Genomic DNA, 19,803 nt, shown 5'->3' on the forward strand with positions numbered 1-19,803 from the left:
AGTGCGCATTTAAGCTAGGTTTAAACATTAAACGCTAGCCTATAAGTTGGCCCAAATCTGCAATCCATAATAATTAAGCCAAATACAAAGGAAGATCATGACTTCTCAGCAGTCTAAAACCCCACAGGACATCGCCTCTAGCGGCGCTTTTGTCCGGTTTCTTAATATTGTCGAACGTTTAGGTAACCTGTTACCCCACCCAATTACCCTTTTCGCTATGTTCTGTATCGCGGTAGTAGTGATCAGTGGCATCGCTGGTTACTTTGAGCTATCGGTTGTCGACCCTCGTCCTGAAGGCGCAAAAGGTCGAGGCGAAGATGGACTTATCCATGTCGTGAGCCTTATGAGCGGCGAAGGCCTGCGCATGATAGTCTCCAAACTAGTGACTAATTTCACCGGCTTTACACCACTTGGTACTGTGCTGGTTGCACTGCTTGGTGTTGGTATTGCTGAGCGCTCTGGTTTGCTATCTGCAGCTATGCGTTTACTGGTAATGGGCGCATCAAAACGCCTAGTTACCTTAACTATTGTGTTTGCCGGTATCGTATCTAATACCGCATCAGAGCTTGGCTATGTGGTACTTGTGCCGATGGCAGCAATGATATTCCACTCCCTAGGACGTCACCCGCTAGCGGGTCTAGCAGCGGGTTTTGCCGGGGTATCTGGAGGTTACAGCGCGAACCTATTACTGGGTACTGTAGACCCGCTGTTATCAGGCATTACAGAAGCGGCAGCGCAGATGATTGACCCAGATTACGTCGTCGGCCCTGAGGTAAACTGGTATTTCATGTTCGCATCTACCTTCTTAATTACTATCTTGGGCGCATTCGTTACTGAAAAAATTGTTGAGCCTAAGCTTGGTAAATATGATGTATCTGAAGCAGCAGACGATTTATCCGAGCAAAAAATGGATGAAGTCACTGCTATCGAGCGCAAAGCCCTTAAGATGGCCGGCTTATCGGTTGTTGTTCTTTCAGCTATTTTAGCGTTAACCATCGTGCCTGAATGGGGCGCACTGCGTCATCCAGAAACGGGCTTGGTAGCAGGTTCACCTTTCTTAAAAGGTATCGTGGTATTCATCTTTATTTGCTTTGCAATCCCAGGTCTAGTTTACGGTGCAGTTGTTGGCAATATGCGCAAAGATGTCGACGTTATTAACGCCATGTCTCACAGCATGAGTACCATGGGCATGTACATCGTTTTGGTGTTCTTTGCATCACAATTTGTGGCTTTCTTCAAATGGACTAATCTTGGTGCTGTGCTGGCGGTAACCGGCGCGGATGCATTATCTGCCGTTGGCTTAACAGGCCCTATCGTGTTTGTACTGTTTATTATGCTATGTGGCTTTATCAATCTAATGTTAGGTAGCGCTTCAGCTCAATGGGCTGTAACTGCGCCAATTTTCGTGCCTATGTTAATGCTTGTGGGTTATGCCCCTGAAACCATTCAAGCGGCTTATCGAATTGGTGACTCAGTGACTAACCTGATCACACCTATGATGAGCTACTTTGGTTTAATCCTCGCCGTTGCAAGTCGTTACAAGAAAAACCTAGGCATAGGTACTTTGGTTGCCACCATGCTGCCATATTCCATCGTATTCTTTGTTGGTTGGACGCTGTTCTTCTTTATCTGGGTGTTCGTGGTAGGATTGCCGGTTGGCCCTGGTGCAGCAACTTACTACACGCCTTAGTAGCTGAGCTGCAAATAAATCTAATTGGCCAAAAGCCCGCTTACCTGTTTGTAGCGGGCTTTTTAGTCTTGTTCGTTCAATGCTTCAAACGCGACTGACACTAGACGATATAGCGCTCAACCAGTTTATCATCAATCATCACTTGCGAATCTAGCTCACCACCTATGGCTTTAGTGGTATTAGCTGATGCTAGATTATCGGCATAACAGTGAATATGAATTTGTCGCTCGCCCATGGCTCGAAGCTGGTCAACAGACAGCTTCATCAAATCCTTACCATAACCCTTGCCACGCATCGATGGACGAATACCTAGACCTATGTGCCCACCACAATGGCGCAGCGCCTCATTTAAACCATGACGTAAATTGGTTACTCCAACAATTTCTTCATTATCAATCAGCCATAGCGTAGTGCTTGCCACATAACCCTCTGGGAGGTTTTCTCCTAATCGAAAGTTCTCAAGCTTTGAGAGCAGCGCATCGAAATCACTATGGTCAAAATCCAGCGGAAACGGATAGCGCTCCTCACGGCCTAACTCTTCGATATAAGAGTGATAACTTGCCTGATACGATTTACTTGGCTTGACTAATTTCACTCAGTTCTCCCCCCCTTTTCGTTACAAAAAAAAGTGCCCACAAACATTGTTCACATCGAATGTATAGCATGATGATTAAAATGGTTTATATAATTGATAGCACATACATAAAAGGCAGCCAATGGCTGCCTTTAAGTTAAAGTATCAAGCTAAATCAATAAGCTTACCTATGTTGCTGCTCGACTTGCTCAAGATGCTCATGGGTGACCGGCCAGGCATTAATAACTGCCTTAACTAATGAGGCTAGCGGAATGGCAAAGAACACCCCGAGTACGCCCCATAGTCCGCCAAAAACCAGCACCGCAGCAATAATAATTACCGGGTGTAAATCGACCGCATCAGAGAACAAAATTGGTACCAGTAAGTTACCGTCTAACGCCTGAATAATGCCGTAGCCAAGCATGAGATAACCAAACTCAGGACTAATCCCCCACTGGAAAAACGCAACTAATGCGATTGGCAATGTCACTAGGGTGGCACCAACATAAGGAATAAGCACAGACAGACCCGTAAGCGCACCAAGAAGCGCTGAGTATCTTAAGCCCATGAGCGCAAAGAATACGTAACTCACTACGCCAATAATGATGATTTCAATCACTTTGCCGCGAATATAGTTAAAGATCTGCTGCTCCATTTCAGACCATACACTTGATGCTAAATCGCGATTCGATGGGAAAAAACGTTTGCTGCCTTTAATGAGCTCATCTTTATCTTTCAAAAAGAAGAACACCAATAATGGCACTAAAATCAAATACACCATTAACACCAATAAAGATGCAGAGTAGCCAAGAAGCTGTTTACCTAAATCAAGTAAATGCTGAGTATCGGCGAATTTTTTAAGCTCAGCGAACATCTGATCAATTTGCTCTGCACTGACAAACTGCGGGTACTTGGCACTAAACTCTTTAATCGCCACCATACCTTTATCAAGCATGTTAGGTAAGTCTGATATTAGGCTTAAGCCCTGATTCCACAGACTTGGGATCAAGACCAAAAACAGCACTAGCATGACCCCTAAAAACGCCACAAGCACCACGGATGCCCCCGCTGTGCGATTAAGGCCTATACGGGTCATTTGTTGCACTGGCCACTCAAGTAAAAAGGCTAAAATCAACGCCACCAACAAAGGAGCAAGCAAAGATGCACCAAAGTAGAGAGTTAGCCCTAAGCCAACTAAAATAAACAGTAAAGTAATAGCCTGCGGATCGCTAAAATGTTTTTTGTACCAATTTCCTAAATACGTAAGCATTAATGTGCCTTCTAGATGTATAACAATTAATTTTTGGAGATCACTAAGGAAAGTCGCAGATCAGTTTGCTCTTTAATTTCAATACCAAAGCCCATTTTTTTCACAAAGGCGGGAACATCTTGGCGTGAACCTGGGTCAGATAGATATACTAGCAAGTTATCTCCCTTAACCATTTGCTTCATCAACAGCTTCACCTGAACTAAAGGGTAAGGACATCGGTATGAAGTTAAATCAATAAATTCCATAATCAACTTGCGTTAAACAAACTAAGGCTATTATCCTAGCTTGCAAAACAAACCACAAGGCAAGAAATCCGCCGAATGTGGTGTTTTATGTCTCAATTTATGTATCGACGAAGGTTTCCATTGCCAACATTATCTAGTGCATTTATTAAAAAAATACTACTTAGCGCTTCACTACTCATTTGTTTAGCGGGCGTTGCGAAAAGTTTCGCCAGCAATGATTTGCCTGATTTAGGTACTGCCGCGGTTAACACCTTAAGTCTCGAGAAAGAAATGGTCTTTGGTGACGCCTACATGAGAGTTATTCGCTCATCAGCCCCATGCTCAACGATCCTGTATTAAATCAATACTTAACTGAGCTTGGCAACAAACTCGTTGCTCATGCAACCGGCGTTAAAACCCCTTTCTATTTCTTCTTGCTCAGAAATGACGAAATTAACGCATTCGCCTTTTTTGGTGGCCATGTTGGTGTACACACAGGACTGTTTTTGAATGCAGAAACCGAAAGTGAACTCGCATCAGTTATGGCGCATGAAATCGCACACGTTACTCAACGCCACTTAGCGCGCTCATTTGAAGCCAAAGAGAAAAGCTCAACCGCCACTATCGCAGGTATGCTAGGCGCAATATTGTTAACCATTGCTGCCCCACAAGCGGGTATGGCAGCATTAGCCACAACTCAGGCACTGGCGACTCAATCACAAATTAACTACACCCGTTTACACGAAAAAGAAGCTGACCGTATTGGTATGCAAATTTTGGCGGAAGCGGGTTTTGATCCAAACGGCGCAGCTGACTTCTTCCAAGAGTTAGCCGTGCGTTACCGCTTTACTTCAAAGCCGCCACAAATGCTGTTAACTCACCCATTACCAGAATCGCGTATTAGTGAAGCTCGTAACCGCGCAGCGCAATACCCTAAACGTTATATTCCAGATAACCTTGATTACCATCTGGCAAAAGCCCGTATTCAGGTACGTTTTTCAAGCCTTAGTGATAGCGCTGCTTTGTACCGATTTGAAGAACAACTTAAAAAGCGTACTTTTAAATTTAAAGATGCTGCATTATACGGTAAAGCATTAGCGCTATTTAGGCTAAAGCGGTTTGATGAAGCGCAAGAAATCATCACTGAACTACTTGCAAAAGATAAAAACAACTTGTTCTACATCGACACTCAAAGCGATTTGTACGCTGAGCGCAAAGACTATCAAGATGCGATAGCAATGCTTGAGCATCGTCTAGGGCTAATGCCAACATCTTCTGTCGTTAGCATTAACCTCGCCCACATATACACCGAGGCGGGTAAGCCAGAAAAAGCGATTCCGCTACTAGAAGATATGCTGTTTTTAGACAAACAGAGTATGCTGCCTTACCAGTTGATGACTGATGCATACAAAAAGCTTGGCAATCGAGCACTGGAGCATTACAGCAACGCTGAAGTACTTGCGCTGGCGGCAGATTATAAAGGCGCCATTGATCAGCTAAATTATGCACACAGATACTCTGAGGGCAACAGCCTACAAATGGCAAGGATTGACGCTCGGATCAGGCAATTCCGCCAGGCAGACAAACAACTTGACGCTTTAAAATAGACTTAGACTTATTTTAAACAGTAATTTTCTATACAATTGCGGGCAAATCTACGGATTTGCCCGTTTTTATAGCTAGCGATTAAGGGAAGCAACAATGACAAAAGCAACTATCTATCACAATCCACGCTGCTCAAAGAGCCGTCAAACGCTGGCGTTACTTGAAGAACAACAAGCTGAGATCACGATTGTTGAGTATTTAAAAACGCCACCTTCTGTACAAGACATTAGCAAAACCATTGAGCTACTTGGTTTAACCTCACCACGTGAGATGATGCGCACCAAAGAGACAGAATACAAAGAGCAAAATCTAGGTGATGCTGCATTATCAAACGAGCAACTTATTGAAGCCATGGTTGCAACACCTAAGTTAATTGAGCGCCCTATTGTGTTCGCTAATGGTAAGGCTGCAGTGGGTCGTCCTCCTGAAAATGTGCTTGAGATCCTATAGGTTTAAACATGCAAGATAACCAAGTTCAATCGGGTATGAGTTCAGCAACCTTGATGCAGCTTTGCCGTATCGGCTATCTAGCGTTGGTCGCTTTGCTCGCTGGTTACTTTATCCAGCAAGGGATAAATGGCGACTATTCAATGGTGTTTAGTGTACTTTGGATACTACCGCTATTGTTGCCATTAAAAGGCGTAATTACGGGCAACCCATACACCTATGCGTGGGCGAGCTTCATTCTATGCCTATATTTATTGCATGGCCTTACCCTAGTTTATGTCACTGAAGAGTTATTGCTTTTTGCGATTATTGAGTCGGTTTTGATCAGCTTGCTACTCATAGGCTTTCCTTTCTATGCGCGCAAACGTGGTAGAGAGCTAGGACTTGGGCTGAAAAAGCACAAGAATAAAGACAAGTAATTCACAGCCAACAAAGGGTTGGCTAAATTCGCGCCTTTGTCATTGCGACGGTCATTGATACCAATGGTAAGTTTGCAATCACAAGGCGCTTTTTCGTCCGCTTAACCTCAGATTGGGAAACTAGTGATTGTCTACCACAACGACACGGTTTTTGCCTTGATGTTTCGCTTCATAAAGCGCGTGGTCAGCTTGCTCAACAAGATCGTTATGATGCGTACTCGATGTAGGCATACTAAAGCAAAGCCCTATGCTTACGGTAAACTTAACCTGCGGGCTTTGATCCACAAGGCTCGTTTCTGGTGAACTTGGATTTAGTGAAGCCACCGCGCGACAAATGCTTTCACCTATCTCAACACAGCGCTGCTTATCCTGACTTGGCAAAATAATTGCAAATTCGTCCCCACCGAACCTAGCAACAACATCGGTATCTCTTTTGACGATAGATTTAAGCACTTCACCAAGCTTATGAATACTCACATCGCCGACAAGATGACCATACTTATCATTAATTTGTTTGAAGTTATCAATATCAAGTAGCATTACTGCGAGTGGTCCACTAGCTCTAGCAGCCAATTTCACGTTTTGCATCAGGGCCTTGTTAAAGTAGCGCTTATTTTTTAATCCGCTTAGCTCATCCATATTATTGAGATGCTCAAGCTCTTTTGCATGATTTTTGATAAACAGCGAATCCTTTAGGGCCTTCCAATACTGAGCGTGTTGCTCATTGGTCGTTGAATACATACCTAGCCAATAGATTGCAAAAACTAGCGTTAACGATACATTTTCATGTTGAGTAACTACCAGCGTGATAAAGGGCGGCACTAAAAATGCCGAAAACAATCCAATAGTAAGGAAGCGCGATGGAATAAGCGCTGCAACGCCACCACCTGTCAGGCCAGCTGTTGAGATAATAATAATCAGCGCATAAGGCTCAAGTTTAGGAATAACGAAGCACAATGAACATAATGTGCCCCACATTAAAGCAGGAGACAAAACGATCAGGGGAAAACCGTAACGCCACACGCCAGGGAATTTTAAATAGATGGAATCGAATTTAAATACATACGGCAAACGCAAACAAGCTAACAGTAAAAAAGCGCAAGTCACAATAATGGATAAGTTTGAGTTAACTTGCCATAAGTTTGATGGCAGTACGAGTGCAAACCATATCAACAGGTAAATATAACTCCCCGTCGATGAACGCTTGGCGATATCACGGTTTGACTGGTAAAGCAGCTCATTGATATTCGCTTCATCAAAATTAGGATCTGCTTGAAGCGTTTTTATGATCTCAGTTTTTTGCACAGCAATAAACCTTTGATACCAAACTAGAAAAGCAAACAGGGAACATGTTTTGAGCATATACAGCATTAAGTGTATATGCAATAGGTGTGAATTAATTGTACTAACAATGTTGAAAGGCGAATTGCCCACGCTATTTAATGCTAGCGCGACAAGCATTCACAGATGATTTGCCCCTAGAGCCTGAGCATTTCTTTGATAAAAGGGATCGTCAGCTTGCGTTGATGAACCATAGACGCTTTATCTAGCTTATCTAGCACATCAAACAAGGTACGTAAGTCTCTTGCCATACGATTAAGTAAGAAGCGTCCAACGTCGTCCGAAAGCTGCAACCCACGCATTGCAGCACGGCGCTGCAAAGCAAGCAATTTGTCATCATCTTTCATTGGTTGCAATTGGTAACTGAGCCCCCATTGCATACGGCTGACGAGATCAGGAAGTGAGAAACCAGCTTCGGTTGGTGACTTACAGCCACTCACAATAAGCTGGCAGTCTTGCTGCTCATTAATGCGGTTATATAAATGAAATAGCGCTTCTTCCCAAATTGGGTGTCCTGCAATGGCATCAACGTCATCGATGCAAATAAGCTGTAAAGACTCTAAACCTTCAAACAAATCCGTTGAAATACTGGCATGGATACCAAGTGGTACATATAAGGTACGTCGCTCTAATTCATTAGCTTGAGCGCAAGCGGCATGGAGCAGATGTGTACGACCAGACTTTTCCGGTCCAAAGATGAATAGCGAATTGCATAACTCCCCTTTGGCACTGGCTTGCAGCTTTTCGATCAGTTCATCATTGCCAGATGCAGGATAATAACTATCAAATGTCTCATCGTCCGGTAAATAAACGGGTAATGAAAGCTGTTTTGGGGAATGTTGACTCACTAAATTGAGATCTCACTAAATTTTAACGGCGCCAGTATAACACAAGCTAAGAATAGTGCGGTGAACTTTCACCGCAAGGAACGTCAATGCCTAGCGTGCTAGCCATTGATATATGAGGGTAACCGGCTCACCGTCTTTCTCACTAGGCTGCTCATTCGTTTGATCTGGACTTTGACCAAATCCTTGATCAAAGCTTGAGCCGCTACCTAAAGTGGACTCAGTTTGAGGTATGGTAATATCTTGTATGCGATTGTCGATATTTAGCAGTCGTTGCAAGTCGGCAACCTGGCTAAATAAATCAACGGCATAAGTCACAGTATCAGCATTAATTTGGTGCAACTGAATGGCTTTAACTGCAGTTAACTCTTGCAAATAACTTTCAATTTCCACCACATCTTTCATTGATGCAATGCCGACAAAACTAAGTAATGTCGATAAATCTTCGCCAGAAGATGCTATCGCGTATTGGCTAACAAAGTACTGCGCTAATTTATCCATCATTTGCTGCCCAGCTAGCTGGTAATCTAGCGCCAGACCTTGATGAGAAAGTAACGGCTGCATAATCGGATCTTGGCTATCCTTGGCATATAAACTCATTTGGTAACGCACTTCACCAGCAAAGGTATCCATATTGGCCACGACAAAGTACTCGGCATCATACCTTTGGCTAGCCATCGCCACCGATTGTGCAAATTGCCCACGCACATCGGTAACACTTACCTGCATCAAATCGTCTAAATCCATCAACGGAAATAGCACAGGGATCCCCTGGCTAATTGCATAGTCGTTCATGCCATCTTCATTGGCGCTCACCATAGCGTCAGACACAATTTCATAACCGTTTTCACTTGGCATACTTAGCCAAAACAATGTCAATGGCCTCTGCGCGCCCCACACAGGTAGGTCAGCTTTACGTAGAATTTGTACTAACTGCTGGTGATCAAAGATAGCCTGCAAATAAAGTTGGTTATCTTGTTGGTAATAGTTGTATTGCGTCAGTAATGACTGTGGTTTTTGAACCTGAGCACTCACTAGTTCATGACTTAACACACTGGCGTTACCTGAGTTTTTCACAAACACTTGCGACAAAGCTTGCTTTAATGCGTTAGTGCGATCAGTTTTGCTGCGGCTATTAACTTGTATATCAGCCTGATCCAACTTCTTAATTTCCACAGCCGAAATTGATGTAGTAAAAACTAATGAAGCAGCTAAAAGTATGACATTGAGTGTATTTTTTAACATTAGATAGGATAAACGCAACAAAACAAAGTGACCAAAGTGTAACATAAGAATGTGACAGGAAGTAAATCACGATTAGCACGATCGGTTAATAGATGATTGTAATTAATCAAATTTAATCATCACTAAATGGAGACGGAAATGAATCGTATGTTTGTACCACTTCAGGGCGCACAAATGTTATTTGTCGCATTTGGCGCGCTGGTGCTCATGCCCTTAATCACAGGGCTAGATACCAGTGTAGCGCTATTTACTGCAGGTATTGGTACCCTATTATTTCAACTTATCACTAACCGACAAGTCCCTATCTTTCTAGCCTCGTCATTTGCGTTCATCGCACCAATTTTATATGGCGTTCAAACCTGGGGCATCCCAGCTACCATGGGTGGCTTAATGGCAGCGGGTTTTGTTTATGTATTGATGGGCACCGCCGTTAAGTTTAAGGGCACGGATTTTATTCATAAGCTGTTACCGCCTGTGGTGGTTGGCCCAGTCATTATGATCATCGGTTTAGGCCTTGCACCGGTAGCTGTAAATATGGCTCTGGGGAAAACTGGTGATGGTAGCGCGGTGTTAATTGAGCAATCAACGGCGCTCATTATTTCGCTAGGTGCATTGACCACAACGATTATTGTTGCCGTGTTCGCCAAAGGAATTACTCGACTAATGCCAATTCTAGCCGGCATTGTTGTTGGTTACATCATGAGCTTATTTTTCGGCATTGTTGACTTCTCACCTGTCGCTAACGCCAGTTGGGTAGCCCTACCTAACTTTGTCGCGCCCGAGTTTCACTGGCAAGCTATATTGTTCATGTTACCAGTGGCAATCGCGCCAGCGGTTGAACATATCGGTGATATTCTGGCTATTTCTAATGTAACCGGTAAGGATTATTTGAAAAAGCCAGGGCTACATCGCACGCTTATGGGTGATGGTGTTGCCACTATTGCAGCCTCTACATTCGGCGGCCCGCCAAACACCACATATTCAGAGGTAACTGGCGCGGTAACTTTAACCAAGAGCTTTGACCCTCGCATTATGACCTGGACGGCAATTACTGCCATTATTCTCGCCTTTGTCGGCAAACTAGGTGCGCTGATGCAAACCATTCCAGTACCTGTAATGGGCGGCATTATGTGCTTGTTGTTTGGCTCGATTGCCGCTGTGGGCTTAAATACCCTAATACGCAATCAGGTTGATTTATCAGAGCCGCGAAACCTCACAATTGTCGCAGTAACACTGGTATTCGGCATTGGTGGCATGGCGTTTGGTATTGGCGAGTTTAGCTTATCTGGCATTAGTCTATGCGGTATCGTCGCCATCATCCTAAATGCTGTTTTACCGCACCAGGATAGCAAAGAAGCTGACGAGACGAGTTAACTAGCAGTTAATCGTCACAAGTAAAAAGCCAACGGTATGACCGTTGGCTTTTTCGTACACTGCACTAGTTTAAATTTTTAAACAAAATTAAGGTTCAATACTCTTGTTACTGGAGCTTGAACGAATAATTGTCAATTTAGTTTAGCTCGAACTGGTAAACCGCAGTGCTACCACTCACTTCATTACCGACAATAAGCAAAGGCAAACCGGTCGGGCTATTCATTGCATCAACAAACTTCATCCCTTCAGGACCTAAATCACCGGCAAGTTCTGGTGTACCTGTGATATCAGCTCCATCGATTTCGAACTCGACATCAAAATCACGATTAACGACATAATCAATAAAGCTAACCTCAAAAGGATTGGTCACATCATAAATCATAAAGCCGCCGGTGCGCTCTAATCCGATGAATGCATACAAGGCGTCACCGACTTTACCTAATGCAACCGCTTCCGGCTCAGGCCCTTTATCATCACTGCGGCTGTCGCCTTTGCTTTCTTCATTATGGTTATTGAAGTCATCACCAAGCAATGCCGCTGTGATTTTTTCAAACTGGCTACCACTATCAAAAACTTGCGTGCCTTCTTTAGTCCAAATAGAGAATGAGCGCGCACCGTAAGATACAATTTTATCGTAAATGCCAGCGGTTTCAGACTCACCCATTGACGTTGTGACTTTTAAACGGCCAAGTAGCGTTTTATCTTGCGCTGCCGCAATTTGAGGGTGGTTTGCTGATAAAGTGAGATCTTCAGCTCGCACTTCCTCTGAGAAACCACTGTAGTCGCGTGAGTCACCTTCGTTAGCGCTAACGATGAAATCGGTGTTGCCCCATTGATAGCTTGCGATAGTATCTGGTTGATACATGCCGTATACACCCTGATAAGTGCGAATATTGATCATGTCATCTTTATCAGAAGCATCGATTTCATTACCGAGTAAGCCATAGTCTTTAAGACCTAGTGCATTGATCCGCACCACCTCTGCGTTAGCAATATCAATCACAGCAATAGCATTGTTTTCTTGTAAGCTGACAAATGCGTATTTACTGTCTTGTGAAACTGCGACGTATTCAGGCTCTAGATCTTGAGCGATGCTAGCTCCAGGGCCGTTGATTTTAATCTTATCGCTTAGCTCGCTATTACGTGGACTTCCAACATTAAACTCAGTAAAGCCAACACTTGTTGCCGTATCTGCAGGGGTATTATCAGTGATTGCAATAATTGACACACTACCTTCTGGGTCAACATCATAAGCATCATTTGGCTCACCTTCGTTGGCTACCAGTAAATACGCGCCATCAGGAGTAAATGTCACATTGTCTGGAAGCGCGCCAGCCTCAACCGTTTTTAGGAATACTGGAGCTGCAGAATCGCTTAAACGATAAAATGCTATTACGCCATTACCTTGCTTGCTGTTACCAGCGCTATCAGCACGTTCAATCGCCATCGCCATTAAATCACCATGTACAGCAACGCTATTTACGCTACCCAAGCCTGTTAGTGCGCTATCGGCAGCTGCGTCTATTGTCATCAGCTTGTCGATATTGTTTAGCGTGAATGGATTCTCAACTTGTTCAGCGGCACTTAATTTTGACAAGTCGAGCACATCTACCATGCCACTTTGCGCGTTTACGACAAATGCTTGTTTACTTGACACGTGAAAATCAACAATTTCAGCAGCGCTTTGGCCAAACACGCCAGATTCATAGCGACCAATCAAATTAGCCGCTAATTTCCCCTGTGCTTCATTGCATTGATAAACCGTTAAGCTCGTATCAACTTCATCAGCATCAAGCACGCCATTGCGGTTAACATCTAACCCAGCTTGGATCATTTGCCCACCAAACACACATTGTTCACTACCTTTAGCAATATCTGTTGTTGATATGACAGTGTTATAGCCATCCTTTCCGTTCTCACCATTGCTGCCGTTAGTGCCATTGACACCATCATCGCCATCACATGCACTTAGCAACATGGCTGAACAAATTACCGATAAAGAAAATAAGCGCTTTTTCATTTTTAGTACGTCCTGTTTTTTTGATTTCGCATAACGTACTGGATAAAAATGACAAATTTGCGTCGATAAGATTAACGATATATTGCAAGCTGCAATCTTTGTAAAATCTTACAATTAAAACGTAATTAGCCGGACGCTAATTTAGTTGGCGTGTTAAAATGTGACTGTTTTCAACGGTATTCTGAGGTAGTTTTGCGTTCCAGTACCCATGTCAATCAAACAGATCCCCTAGCTAACTTCCCCCCACTTGCATTATTAATCCCAATGCTAGCGGCGATTGTTGCCATCACCCCATTGGCAATCGACATGTATTTACCCGCAATGTCGATATTGGCTGACAGCTTCAATTCTAGTGTAACAACTGTTCAACAGTCTTTGAGCATTTACCTAGCGGGTTACGCAATAGGAATGCTTACCTTTGGCCCATTAGCCGATCGTTTTGGACGCCGTCCGTTAGTGATAGTTGGCTTATCAGGCTTTACCCTAGTCAGTACACTTATTGCGATAACCACCAGCGTCGAAGTATTTTTGGCATTACGCTTTTTACAAGCATTTATTGGCGCGGCAGCGACCGTAGTAGTTCCTGGCTACATTAAAGAGGTTTACGGTAATAACACAGCTAAAGGCATGTCGTATGTCAGTTTGATTATGATGTTAGCGCCGCTTGTTGCACCGTCCCTTGGCAGTATTATCCTTGGCTTTGCTGACTGGCACATGATTTTTGCCAGTCAGGCTTTATATGCTTTTGGCTTGCTAATATTGGTGCTCATCAAACTTAAAATGCCTAGTGATGCTGGCAATGAGCGCAGTCAGAAATCGTTTTTTCGTGCCTACTACACGGTATTTTCTCGCGAGGGTGTAAAACTCAACATCATTTGTGGCGTACTGACGTCATTTGCGTTTTTCTGTTACCTAACCGCATCGCCATTTGTTTACATGGAAGTGTTTGAGCTAAGCAAAAACATGTTTGCAATTTTGTTTAGTAGTAATGTTGGCGCATTGATGCTCGCCAATATTATTAACTCTAGAATCGTTGGCCGCTTTGGTTCAAAACGTATGTTGGTAATGGCGACCTTTGGCGCAACTGTTTCGGCATCAGCATTGCTAGCTGCTAACGTGTTTGGGCTAAGTTATCACTACACAGTGGCAATGCTGATCCCATTAATGGGTTGCTTGGGTGTCATGTCGGTGAATGCCGATGCCATCGTACTGATGAAGTTTAAACAAGAAACCGGCACGGCGACTGCAGTGATTGGCACGTTGCGATTTGGCTTTGGCGCTCTCGCTGGGCCACTTTTAGCCCTGTTCTATACCGGCGATGCCGTGCCATTCTCTGCGCTAATGTTGATTTCAGTATTATTGGTAGTGGTTTGCCTTGTTCTGCAAACAAGACAAAGAGCAAACTAGTCATTAAAGTTTGCCCTTCTATGATTAAGCCTCTGTGATTACGCCCTTTAAGCGAATTTAAATATTTAATGCCGGTGCCAAAATTGGTTCCGGCATCATTGCCGCTTCAGAATCTACTATTCTCTGCCACCTATCCACAAAGTTTACTCACTACACAGGCTATAGCCTTGCAAATCCACACAAGCCCACTCAAGACTACAAAGTTGAATAAACTTCAAGTTTATAAATAAATTAGTTTCAGCTATTGCAGTAAATTTATTTTTACATATGATGTTTTTAAGGCTGTATCAAGACTCTTGATCGAGCTCGACATGGGAGCGAATTACCCTTCTCTCCCGCTGATTTAACGATTACCGTCGTTGTATTCAAGCTACTGTTTACCATACGGTAACTTTAAAGGATGTTTTTTATGGAAAAGCTTTCCGGCGCGAGCATGATTGTGCGCTCTCTAATCGATGAGGGCGTTGAACATATCTTCGGTTACCCTGGTGGGTCCGTCCTCGACATTTACGATTCTCTGCACAAAATCTCTGGTATTGAACATATTCTTGTGCGTCACGAACAAGCTGCCGTGCATATGGCAGATGGTTATGCCCGCTCAACAGGCAAAGTTGGTGTGGTGCTTGTGACATCAGGCCCTGGCGCAACTAATGCAGTTACCGGCATTGCTACCGCTTATATGGACTCAATTCCCATGGTGGTGTTGTCAGGCCAAGTACCAAGTAACTTAATTGGTAATGATGCATTCCAAGAATGCGACATGATTGGTATTTCACGGCCTGTGGTGAAACACAGCTTTTTGGTTACCGATCCTGCTGACATACCCGCTATCGTCAAAAAAGCATTTTACATTGCTGCAAGCGGACGTCCTGGCCCGGTTGTTATAGACCTACCTAAAGATTGTTTGAATCCTGATGTATTGCATGATTATGTTTACCCTGAAACGGTAAGCATGCGCTCATATAACCCAACGACTACTGGCCATAAGGGTCAAATAAAACGTGGTCTAGAGGCTTTATTACAAGCAAAGAAGCCAGTGCTTTATGTTGGCGGAGGCGCGATCATATCAGAATGTGATCAACAAATTTTACAGCTAGCTGAAAAGCTTAATATCCCAGTGATAAACACTCTTATGGGGTTGGGTGCATTTCCTGGCACCCATCAACAATGTTTAGGCATGCTTGGCATGCACGGCCTTTATGAAGCCAATATGGCTATGCATAACTGCGACCTGATCTTCGGTATTGGGGTACGATTTGACGATCGTACAACGAATAATGTCGAAAAGTACTGCCCGAATGCCAAAATTCTCCACATAGACATTGACCCATCATCTATTTCTAAAACTGTGCGGGTTGATATTCCTATCGTAGGCAGCGCTGACAAAGTGCTGTCTAGTATGCTGTCGCTTTTAGAAGATTCTGGCAAAGCAAACGATGCCAATGCCATGGACTTGTGGTGGAGCCAAATCAACCAATGGCGTAACCGTAAGTGCCTTGCTTACGATACAAGCTCAGAGAGAATTAAGCCGCAACAGGTAATTGAAACCGTCCATAAGCTGACTAATGGTGATGCTTATGTTGCATCCGACGTGGGTCAACACCAAATGTTTGCCGCGCTTTACTATCCATTTGATAAACCAAGACGTTGGATTAACTCTGGCGGTCTAGGCACCATGGGCTTTGGCTTGCCTGCGGCTATGGGCGTTAAATTTGCCCACCCTGATGCCTGCGTAGTTTGTGTTACTGGCGATGGCTCTATTCAAATGAATATTCAAGAGCTTTCGACAGCGCTGCAATACGATATTCCGGTGAAAATTATTAACCTCAATAATCGTTTCTTAGGCATGGTTAAGCAGTGGCAAGACATGATTTATTCAGGTCGTCACTCCCACTCTTATATGGATTCTGTACCTAACTTCGCCAAAATTGCTGAAGCTTATGGCCACGTAGGTATGACGATTAGCGATCCTGCTGAGCTTGAAACTAAGCTGGCACAAGCGCTAAGCATGACTGATAAGCTAGTGTTTGTTGATATCAGTGTTGACGAAACTGAGCACGTGTACCCAATGCTTATTCGCGGTGGTGCGATGAATGAAATGTGGTTAAGCAAAACGGAGAAAAGCTAATGCGTCGAATTATTTCTGTATTACTTGAAAACCAGCCCGGTGCTTTATCTCGCGTTGTTGGCTTATTCTCACAGCGCGGCTATAACATTGAGAACTTGACCGTTGCACCGACAGAAGATAATACCTTGTCACGCCTAAATATCACGGTTACCGCTGACAGCAGCGTACTGGAACAAATTGAGAAACAGCTGCACAAGCTGATAGATATTCTTAAGGTTGCCAACATTACTGAAGGTGCGCACATTGAGCGTGAAATTGCGCTAATTAAGGTAAAAGCGCAAGGCGCAAACCGGGAAGAAGTTAAGCGCACAGCTGATATCTTCCGCGGTCAAATTGTCGATGTGACTCCTAACTTGTATACCATTCAAATGGTTGGCACGGGGGAAAAGATAGACGCCTTTATAGGAAACCTCGCTGATGTCACTAAGGTTATTGAAGTGTCTCGCTCAGGCATCGTAGGACTGGCTCGTGGTGAAAAATCAATGCGGGCTTAACACTACTTTTATACCGCTATAAAAACAAAAACCGCTGACATTACTGTTAGCGGTTTTTTGTTGGCGTTTTTTTGTTTGCGCTAGTCGCGAGCGAAAAAAATTTTAGCCTATGGCGCTTCTTTAAAGGTCTACATCCACTATGTAATGCCCTTGCAGCCAATTACGCCCAATGAGTAGTTTATAACTCATCTTGCTTCTGTCTCTTAAATTGGTCTCCACCATAAACTCACTGCCCGGCTCACCAATTTTGAGTTTGACCATATAGCGCACTTCGCTACCTTGAGCATTACGAATAAGTGAGGTGTTAGTGATGCGAGTCTTCACGGTCGCCTTTTTGCCCTTTTCGTTTTCGGTAGTAAAAGTGATCATCTTACCTATATTGTTATCCATATTATCTTTGTCTTCATTTTCAATATGAATATCAACCGCATGCAGTGAGTTCTCGACTGCGCCAGTGTCAATGCGGGTTTTGAAAAGTAAGTCAGACTCAACAATAGACAGCTTTTCTACTGGGCCAATGTACTTTTTCTCCGACACATCGACCACATAATCACCTTTTAAGAAATTACGGCCAATGAGTAATTTAAAATCCATGTGGGCGCGATCGCGTAAATTAACCTGCACCGTTTTGAGTTTGTCGGGGAAGCCAATGGCAAGCTCAACAATGTAGCGAGTTTCTGTGCCTTGAGAGTTTTTTACCGTAGAAGTATCGACAATCTTGCCAGACAAGCGCGCTGTTTCATCACGCTCATTCATGGTTGTGAACTCAATGGTTTTACCAATATTTTTCTTCATGTTTTTGTGCGCGCCGCCTTTGATTTCTAAATCAACGGCGTGCAAAGATGACTTACTAGCTCCGGTGTCCATACGCGCAGCAAACATTAAATTCGAGCCCGCTACCGTCATAGTTTCAAACCCTTTGAGCGTTTGTTTACTCTGGTTTTGAGGGTCGACTTGTTTGCTGTGTACTTGTGTTGACAAACTAATCATTAGAAACAAGAAAAGATAACGCAGCATATTTATATTCCTTTTACTATGACAATCAATGAGGTAGGTATTTTACGCTACAACTAGTTGTTACGATAAAGCTAGCTGTGGTGGGTGCATGCGCTTTACAATTTAATCTAGCATGCCAAATTTGTGTATCTAACTGACTGTAACCAGCAGATGGAGTCTGGCGCGGTACCGAGCACAAACAAGCCTAAGGCACCATGCGCTCGATTTCTTGATCAAACAAGTTTTTAATCAAGCCTGAGAATTCTGTGACAAAAATACTTTGTTGAGCTGTTGCTTGATGATTACCTTTGGAGCCTAAAATCTCTTCAAGATCATAAACAATGGCATCGATCTCGCGGATAACCATATTACGTTGGGCAAAACTAAGTTGCGGGTTTTGACCACAAACCATAATGATTTGTGCTGATAACTGTTCTTCAAATAGCTCAAGTACACTGCCAGCATCTTCAACACTAGCGTCGTTGGTTTCAAACAAGTGCAAGTGTTCGGTTAAGTACTGAATAAGATGAACATAACCGTCTTTATCTGTAACCATTATGGCTCCTTGAGCAATTAAAAGGCGCATTTAACAGTGCGCCCTCTTTCGCTAACTATTTAAATTTATTGCGATAAGGATATCACAAAGCTCACAGGTACTGCTAAGCTGATACTTGATAAACCAGCCACTTCTCTAAGCTTTTCTACCCCACCTTCTAATCCAAAGTCTTTGGCGTTGACTACCACGGGTTTAAAACTGGTGACAAGTAACTTTTCCTTTGCCACTTTCGCGACCATAACATCAAAAACTTTATCAGCTTTAATACCATGTAAGTCAATCGTACCATTTACCTGTGCAATGACACTGTGACCTACCGCAAGCGATTTATACAACTCAGGCTTAACCTCAGCGCTAAGCATCATACTTGGATACTTACTCACCTCAAACAACATCGACTGCATGCGTTGATCGCGTATCTCGATACCTGTCGCAACACTCTTAAGTGGAATAGTTAAACTAAACTCACCTGACTCCGACAAACTGCCAGATAGATTCTTAAAGTGATGTACTTCAGCAATGTCTTGTTTTTTAGTAGAAATAAAGCTGACGTTTGAGTTGGCTGAATTAACCTGCCAATCTCCAGCTAACGCACTAGCACTAAAAAAAGCGCTAAGCGCTACTACAGATAAGCATTTGAGTTGAGTCTTCATGATGTAAGTCCTTTTTATGACGTAATAAATTAACGCTCTAACTAAATATTAGTCATCTTTAATTTATCTTAGCAAGCCATTTATCCAGGACTTTTGCAAAAGCATGCTTATCGGCAGCTGAGAATTTAGCGGGTCCTTGGGTAACTACACCAGCTGAGCGCATTTCTTCCATAAAATTACGCGAGTTAAGTGCTTGCTTAACATTATCTTTTGTATATAAAGTACCTCGTGGGTTCACCACCAAAGCACCTTTTGCAACGCCATCTGCTGCAAGTGGGATATCAGCAGTAACGATTAAATCGCCTTGTGACGCTTGCTCGACAATAAAGTTATCAGCTTCATCAAAACCACTACTCACGCGAATCGCTTTGATAAATTGCGATGGAGGATGACCGATTAGTTGATTCGCAACCAGGCGTAGTTGCAACTGTTTACGCTCCGCTGCTCGAAACAACATGTCTTTCACAGGGTTTGGGCAAGCATCAGCATCGACCCAAATAAATGGTTTACTCATA

The 19,803-nt window shown here is 43.4% G+C and carries 18 protein-coding genes and 1 pseudogene; 8 read left to right on the top strand and 11 right to left on the bottom strand.

Annotation, left to right across the window (positions count from 1 at the left end):
* Positions 1-97: 97 nt before the first annotated feature.
* A complete protein-coding gene (locus EXU30_RS01075) occupies positions 98-1,690 on the top strand; it encodes an AbgT family transporter (protein WP_130597418.1) in 1,593 nt (530 codons plus the stop codon).
* 100 nt (positions 1,691-1,790) lie between these two features.
* On the opposite strand, the gene EXU30_RS01080 is transcribed toward EXU30_RS01075, so the two are convergent.
* The 3 genes from EXU30_RS01080 to EXU30_RS01090 all read right to left on the bottom strand — a co-directional run bounded on the left by EXU30_RS01080 (position 1,791) and on the right by EXU30_RS01090 (position 3,779).
* Positions 1,791-2,285, bottom strand: coding sequence for a GNAT family N-acetyltransferase (locus EXU30_RS01080; RefSeq protein ID WP_130597419.1), 495 nt, complete (start codon positions 2,283-2,285; stop codon positions 1,791-1,793).
* 163 nt (positions 2,286-2,448) lie between these two features.
* Positions 2,449-3,534 (bottom strand): AI-2E family transporter, encoded by a 1,086-nt coding sequence (locus EXU30_RS01085; RefSeq protein ID WP_130597420.1) that lies wholly within the window; start codon positions 3,532-3,534, stop codon positions 2,449-2,451.
* A gap of 26 nt (positions 3,535-3,560) precedes the next feature.
* Positions 3,561-3,779 (bottom strand): sulfurtransferase TusA family protein, encoded by a 219-nt coding sequence (locus tag EXU30_RS01090; protein WP_130597421.1) that lies wholly within the window; start codon positions 3,777-3,779, stop codon positions 3,561-3,563.
* 99 nt (positions 3,780-3,878) lie between these two features.
* Between EXU30_RS01090 and bepA the strand changes: the two are divergent.
* The 3 genes and pseudogenes from bepA to EXU30_RS01105 all read left to right on the top strand — a co-directional run bounded on the left by bepA (position 3,879) and on the right by EXU30_RS01105 (position 6,229).
* Positions 3,879-5,365, top strand: a pseudogene (gene bepA / locus EXU30_RS01095) (beta-barrel assembly-enhancing protease).
* A gap of 94 nt (positions 5,366-5,459) precedes the next feature.
* The gene (arsC, locus tag EXU30_RS01100; RefSeq protein ID WP_130597422.1) at positions 5,460-5,813 is read left to right on the top strand and encodes an arsenate reductase (glutaredoxin); all 354 of its coding nucleotides are present in this window, start codon (positions 5,460-5,462) and stop codon (positions 5,811-5,813) included.
* 35 nt (positions 5,814-5,848) lie between these two features.
* Positions 5,849-6,229: a DUF2069 domain-containing protein gene (locus tag EXU30_RS01105; protein WP_130603159.1), complete on the top strand. Its 381-nt coding sequence runs from the start codon at positions 5,849-5,851 to the stop codon at positions 6,227-6,229.
* A gap of 120 nt (positions 6,230-6,349) precedes the next feature.
* On the opposite strand, the gene EXU30_RS01110 is transcribed toward EXU30_RS01105, so the two are convergent.
* The 3 genes from EXU30_RS01110 to EXU30_RS01120 form a co-directional block, all read right to left on the bottom strand.
* On the bottom strand, positions 6,350-7,534 hold the full coding sequence (locus EXU30_RS01110; protein WP_165398944.1) for a GGDEF domain-containing protein: 1,185 nt from the start codon (positions 7,532-7,534) through the stop codon (positions 6,350-6,352).
* A 173-nt stretch (positions 7,535-7,707) separates the two neighbouring features.
* A complete protein-coding gene (gene hda, locus EXU30_RS01115; RefSeq protein WP_130597424.1) occupies positions 7,708-8,418 on the bottom strand; it encodes a DnaA inactivator Hda in 711 nt (236 codons plus the stop codon).
* 90 nt (positions 8,419-8,508) lie between these two features.
* Positions 8,509-9,576: a DUF2066 domain-containing protein gene (locus tag EXU30_RS01120; protein WP_165398945.1), complete on the bottom strand. Its 1,068-nt coding sequence runs from the start codon at positions 9,574-9,576 to the stop codon at positions 8,509-8,511.
* Between the two features lie 222 nt (positions 9,577-9,798).
* On the opposite strand from EXU30_RS01120, the gene EXU30_RS01125 reads away from it, so the two are divergent.
* Positions 9,799-11,034, top strand: coding sequence for a uracil-xanthine permease family protein (locus EXU30_RS01125; protein ID WP_130597426.1), 1,236 nt, complete (start codon positions 9,799-9,801; stop codon positions 11,032-11,034).
* A gap of 136 nt (positions 11,035-11,170) precedes the next feature.
* Here the strand turns inward: EXU30_RS01125 and EXU30_RS01130 are convergent, their stop codons facing one another.
* Complete coding sequence (locus EXU30_RS01130) at positions 11,171-13,054, bottom strand: choice-of-anchor I family protein (RefSeq protein WP_130597427.1); 1,884 nt, start codon at positions 13,052-13,054, stop codon at positions 11,171-11,173.
* A 192-nt stretch (positions 13,055-13,246) separates the two neighbouring features.
* On the opposite strand from EXU30_RS01130, the gene EXU30_RS01135 reads away from it, so the two are divergent.
* From EXU30_RS01135 to ilvN, 3 genes are all read left to right on the top strand, one after another.
* Positions 13,247-14,461, top strand: coding sequence for a multidrug effflux MFS transporter (locus tag EXU30_RS01135; protein WP_242620291.1), 1,215 nt, complete (start codon positions 13,247-13,249; stop codon positions 14,459-14,461).
* 409 nt (positions 14,462-14,870) lie between these two features.
* Positions 14,871-16,589 carry an acetolactate synthase 3 large subunit gene (locus EXU30_RS01140; protein WP_130597428.1) on the top strand — a complete coding sequence of 573 codons (1,719 nt, stop codon included), beginning with the start codon at positions 14,871-14,873 and terminating at the stop codon, positions 16,587-16,589.
* Positions 16,589-17,083 (top strand): acetolactate synthase small subunit, encoded by a 495-nt coding sequence (gene ilvN / locus EXU30_RS01145; RefSeq protein WP_130597429.1) that lies wholly within the window; start codon positions 16,589-16,591, stop codon positions 17,081-17,083. Before EXU30_RS01140 ends, ilvN begins: the two co-directional genes overlap by 1 nt.
* A gap of 120 nt (positions 17,084-17,203) precedes the next feature.
* Here ilvN and EXU30_RS01150 read toward each other — a convergent pair whose 3' ends face one another.
* The 4 genes from EXU30_RS01150 to EXU30_RS01165 form a co-directional block, all read right to left on the bottom strand.
* Complete coding sequence (locus EXU30_RS01150) at positions 17,204-18,100, bottom strand: putative ATP-dependent zinc protease (RefSeq protein ID WP_130597430.1); 897 nt, start codon at positions 18,098-18,100, stop codon at positions 17,204-17,206.
* 184 nt (positions 18,101-18,284) lie between these two features.
* The gene (locus EXU30_RS01155) at positions 18,285-18,635 is read right to left on the bottom strand and encodes a DUF3802 family protein (RefSeq protein WP_130597431.1); all 351 of its coding nucleotides are present in this window, start codon (positions 18,633-18,635) and stop codon (positions 18,285-18,287) included.
* Between the two features lie 65 nt (positions 18,636-18,700).
* Positions 18,701-19,288 (bottom strand): YceI family protein, encoded by a 588-nt coding sequence (locus EXU30_RS01160; protein WP_130597432.1) that lies wholly within the window; start codon positions 19,286-19,288, stop codon positions 18,701-18,703.
* Positions 19,289-19,346: 58 nt separating this feature from the next.
* Positions 19,347-19,802: a YaiI/YqxD family protein gene (locus EXU30_RS01165; RefSeq protein WP_130597433.1), complete on the bottom strand. Its 456-nt coding sequence runs from the start codon at positions 19,800-19,802 to the stop codon at positions 19,347-19,349.
* Position 19,803 lies beyond the last annotated feature (1 nt).

It is taken from the genome of Shewanella maritima (assembly GCF_004295345.1).
GTDB lineage: Bacteria > Pseudomonadota > Gammaproteobacteria > Enterobacterales > Shewanellaceae > Shewanella > Shewanella maritima.

Excerpts from the sequence above, each read along its gene's own strand:
- EXU30_RS01165 (WP_130597433.1), bottom strand. The coding sequence starts at position 19,802 with ATGAGTAAACCATTTATTTGGGTCGATGCTGATGCTTGCCCAAACCCT.
- EXU30_RS01075 (WP_130597418.1), top strand. The coding sequence starts at position 98 with ATGACTTCTCAGCAGTCTAAAACCCCACAGGACATCGCCTCTAGCGGC.
- EXU30_RS01155 (WP_130597431.1), bottom strand. The coding sequence starts at position 18,635 with ATGGTTACAGATAAAGACGGTTATGTTCATCTTATTCAGTACTTAACC.
- EXU30_RS01160 (WP_130597432.1), bottom strand. The coding sequence starts at position 19,288 with ATGAAGACTCAACTCAAATGCTTATCTGTAGTAGCGCTTAGCGCTTTT.
- arsC (WP_130597422.1), top strand. The coding sequence starts at position 5,460 with ATGACAAAAGCAACTATCTATCACAATCCACGCTGCTCAAAGAGCCGT.
- EXU30_RS01130 (WP_130597427.1), bottom strand. The coding sequence starts at position 13,054 with ATGAAAAAGCGCTTATTTTCTTTATCGGTAATTTGTTCAGCCATGTTG.
- ilvN (WP_130597429.1), top strand. The coding sequence starts at position 16,589 with ATGCGTCGAATTATTTCTGTATTACTTGAAAACCAGCCCGGTGCTTTA.
- EXU30_RS01140 (WP_130597428.1), top strand. The coding sequence starts at position 14,871 with ATGGAAAAGCTTTCCGGCGCGAGCATGATTGTGCGCTCTCTAATCGAT.
- EXU30_RS01150 (WP_130597430.1), bottom strand. The coding sequence starts at position 18,100 with ATGCTGCGTTATCTTTTCTTGTTTCTAATGATTAGTTTGTCAACACAA.
- EXU30_RS01090 (WP_130597421.1), bottom strand. The coding sequence starts at position 3,779 with ATGGAATTTATTGATTTAACTTCATACCGATGTCCTTACCCTTTAGTT.
- EXU30_RS01085 (WP_130597420.1), bottom strand. The coding sequence starts at position 3,534 with ATGCTTACGTATTTAGGAAATTGGTACAAAAAACATTTTAGCGATCCG.
- EXU30_RS01125 (WP_130597426.1), top strand. The coding sequence starts at position 9,799 with ATGAATCGTATGTTTGTACCACTTCAGGGCGCACAAATGTTATTTGTC.
- EXU30_RS01105 (WP_130603159.1), top strand. The coding sequence starts at position 5,849 with ATGAGTTCAGCAACCTTGATGCAGCTTTGCCGTATCGGCTATCTAGCG.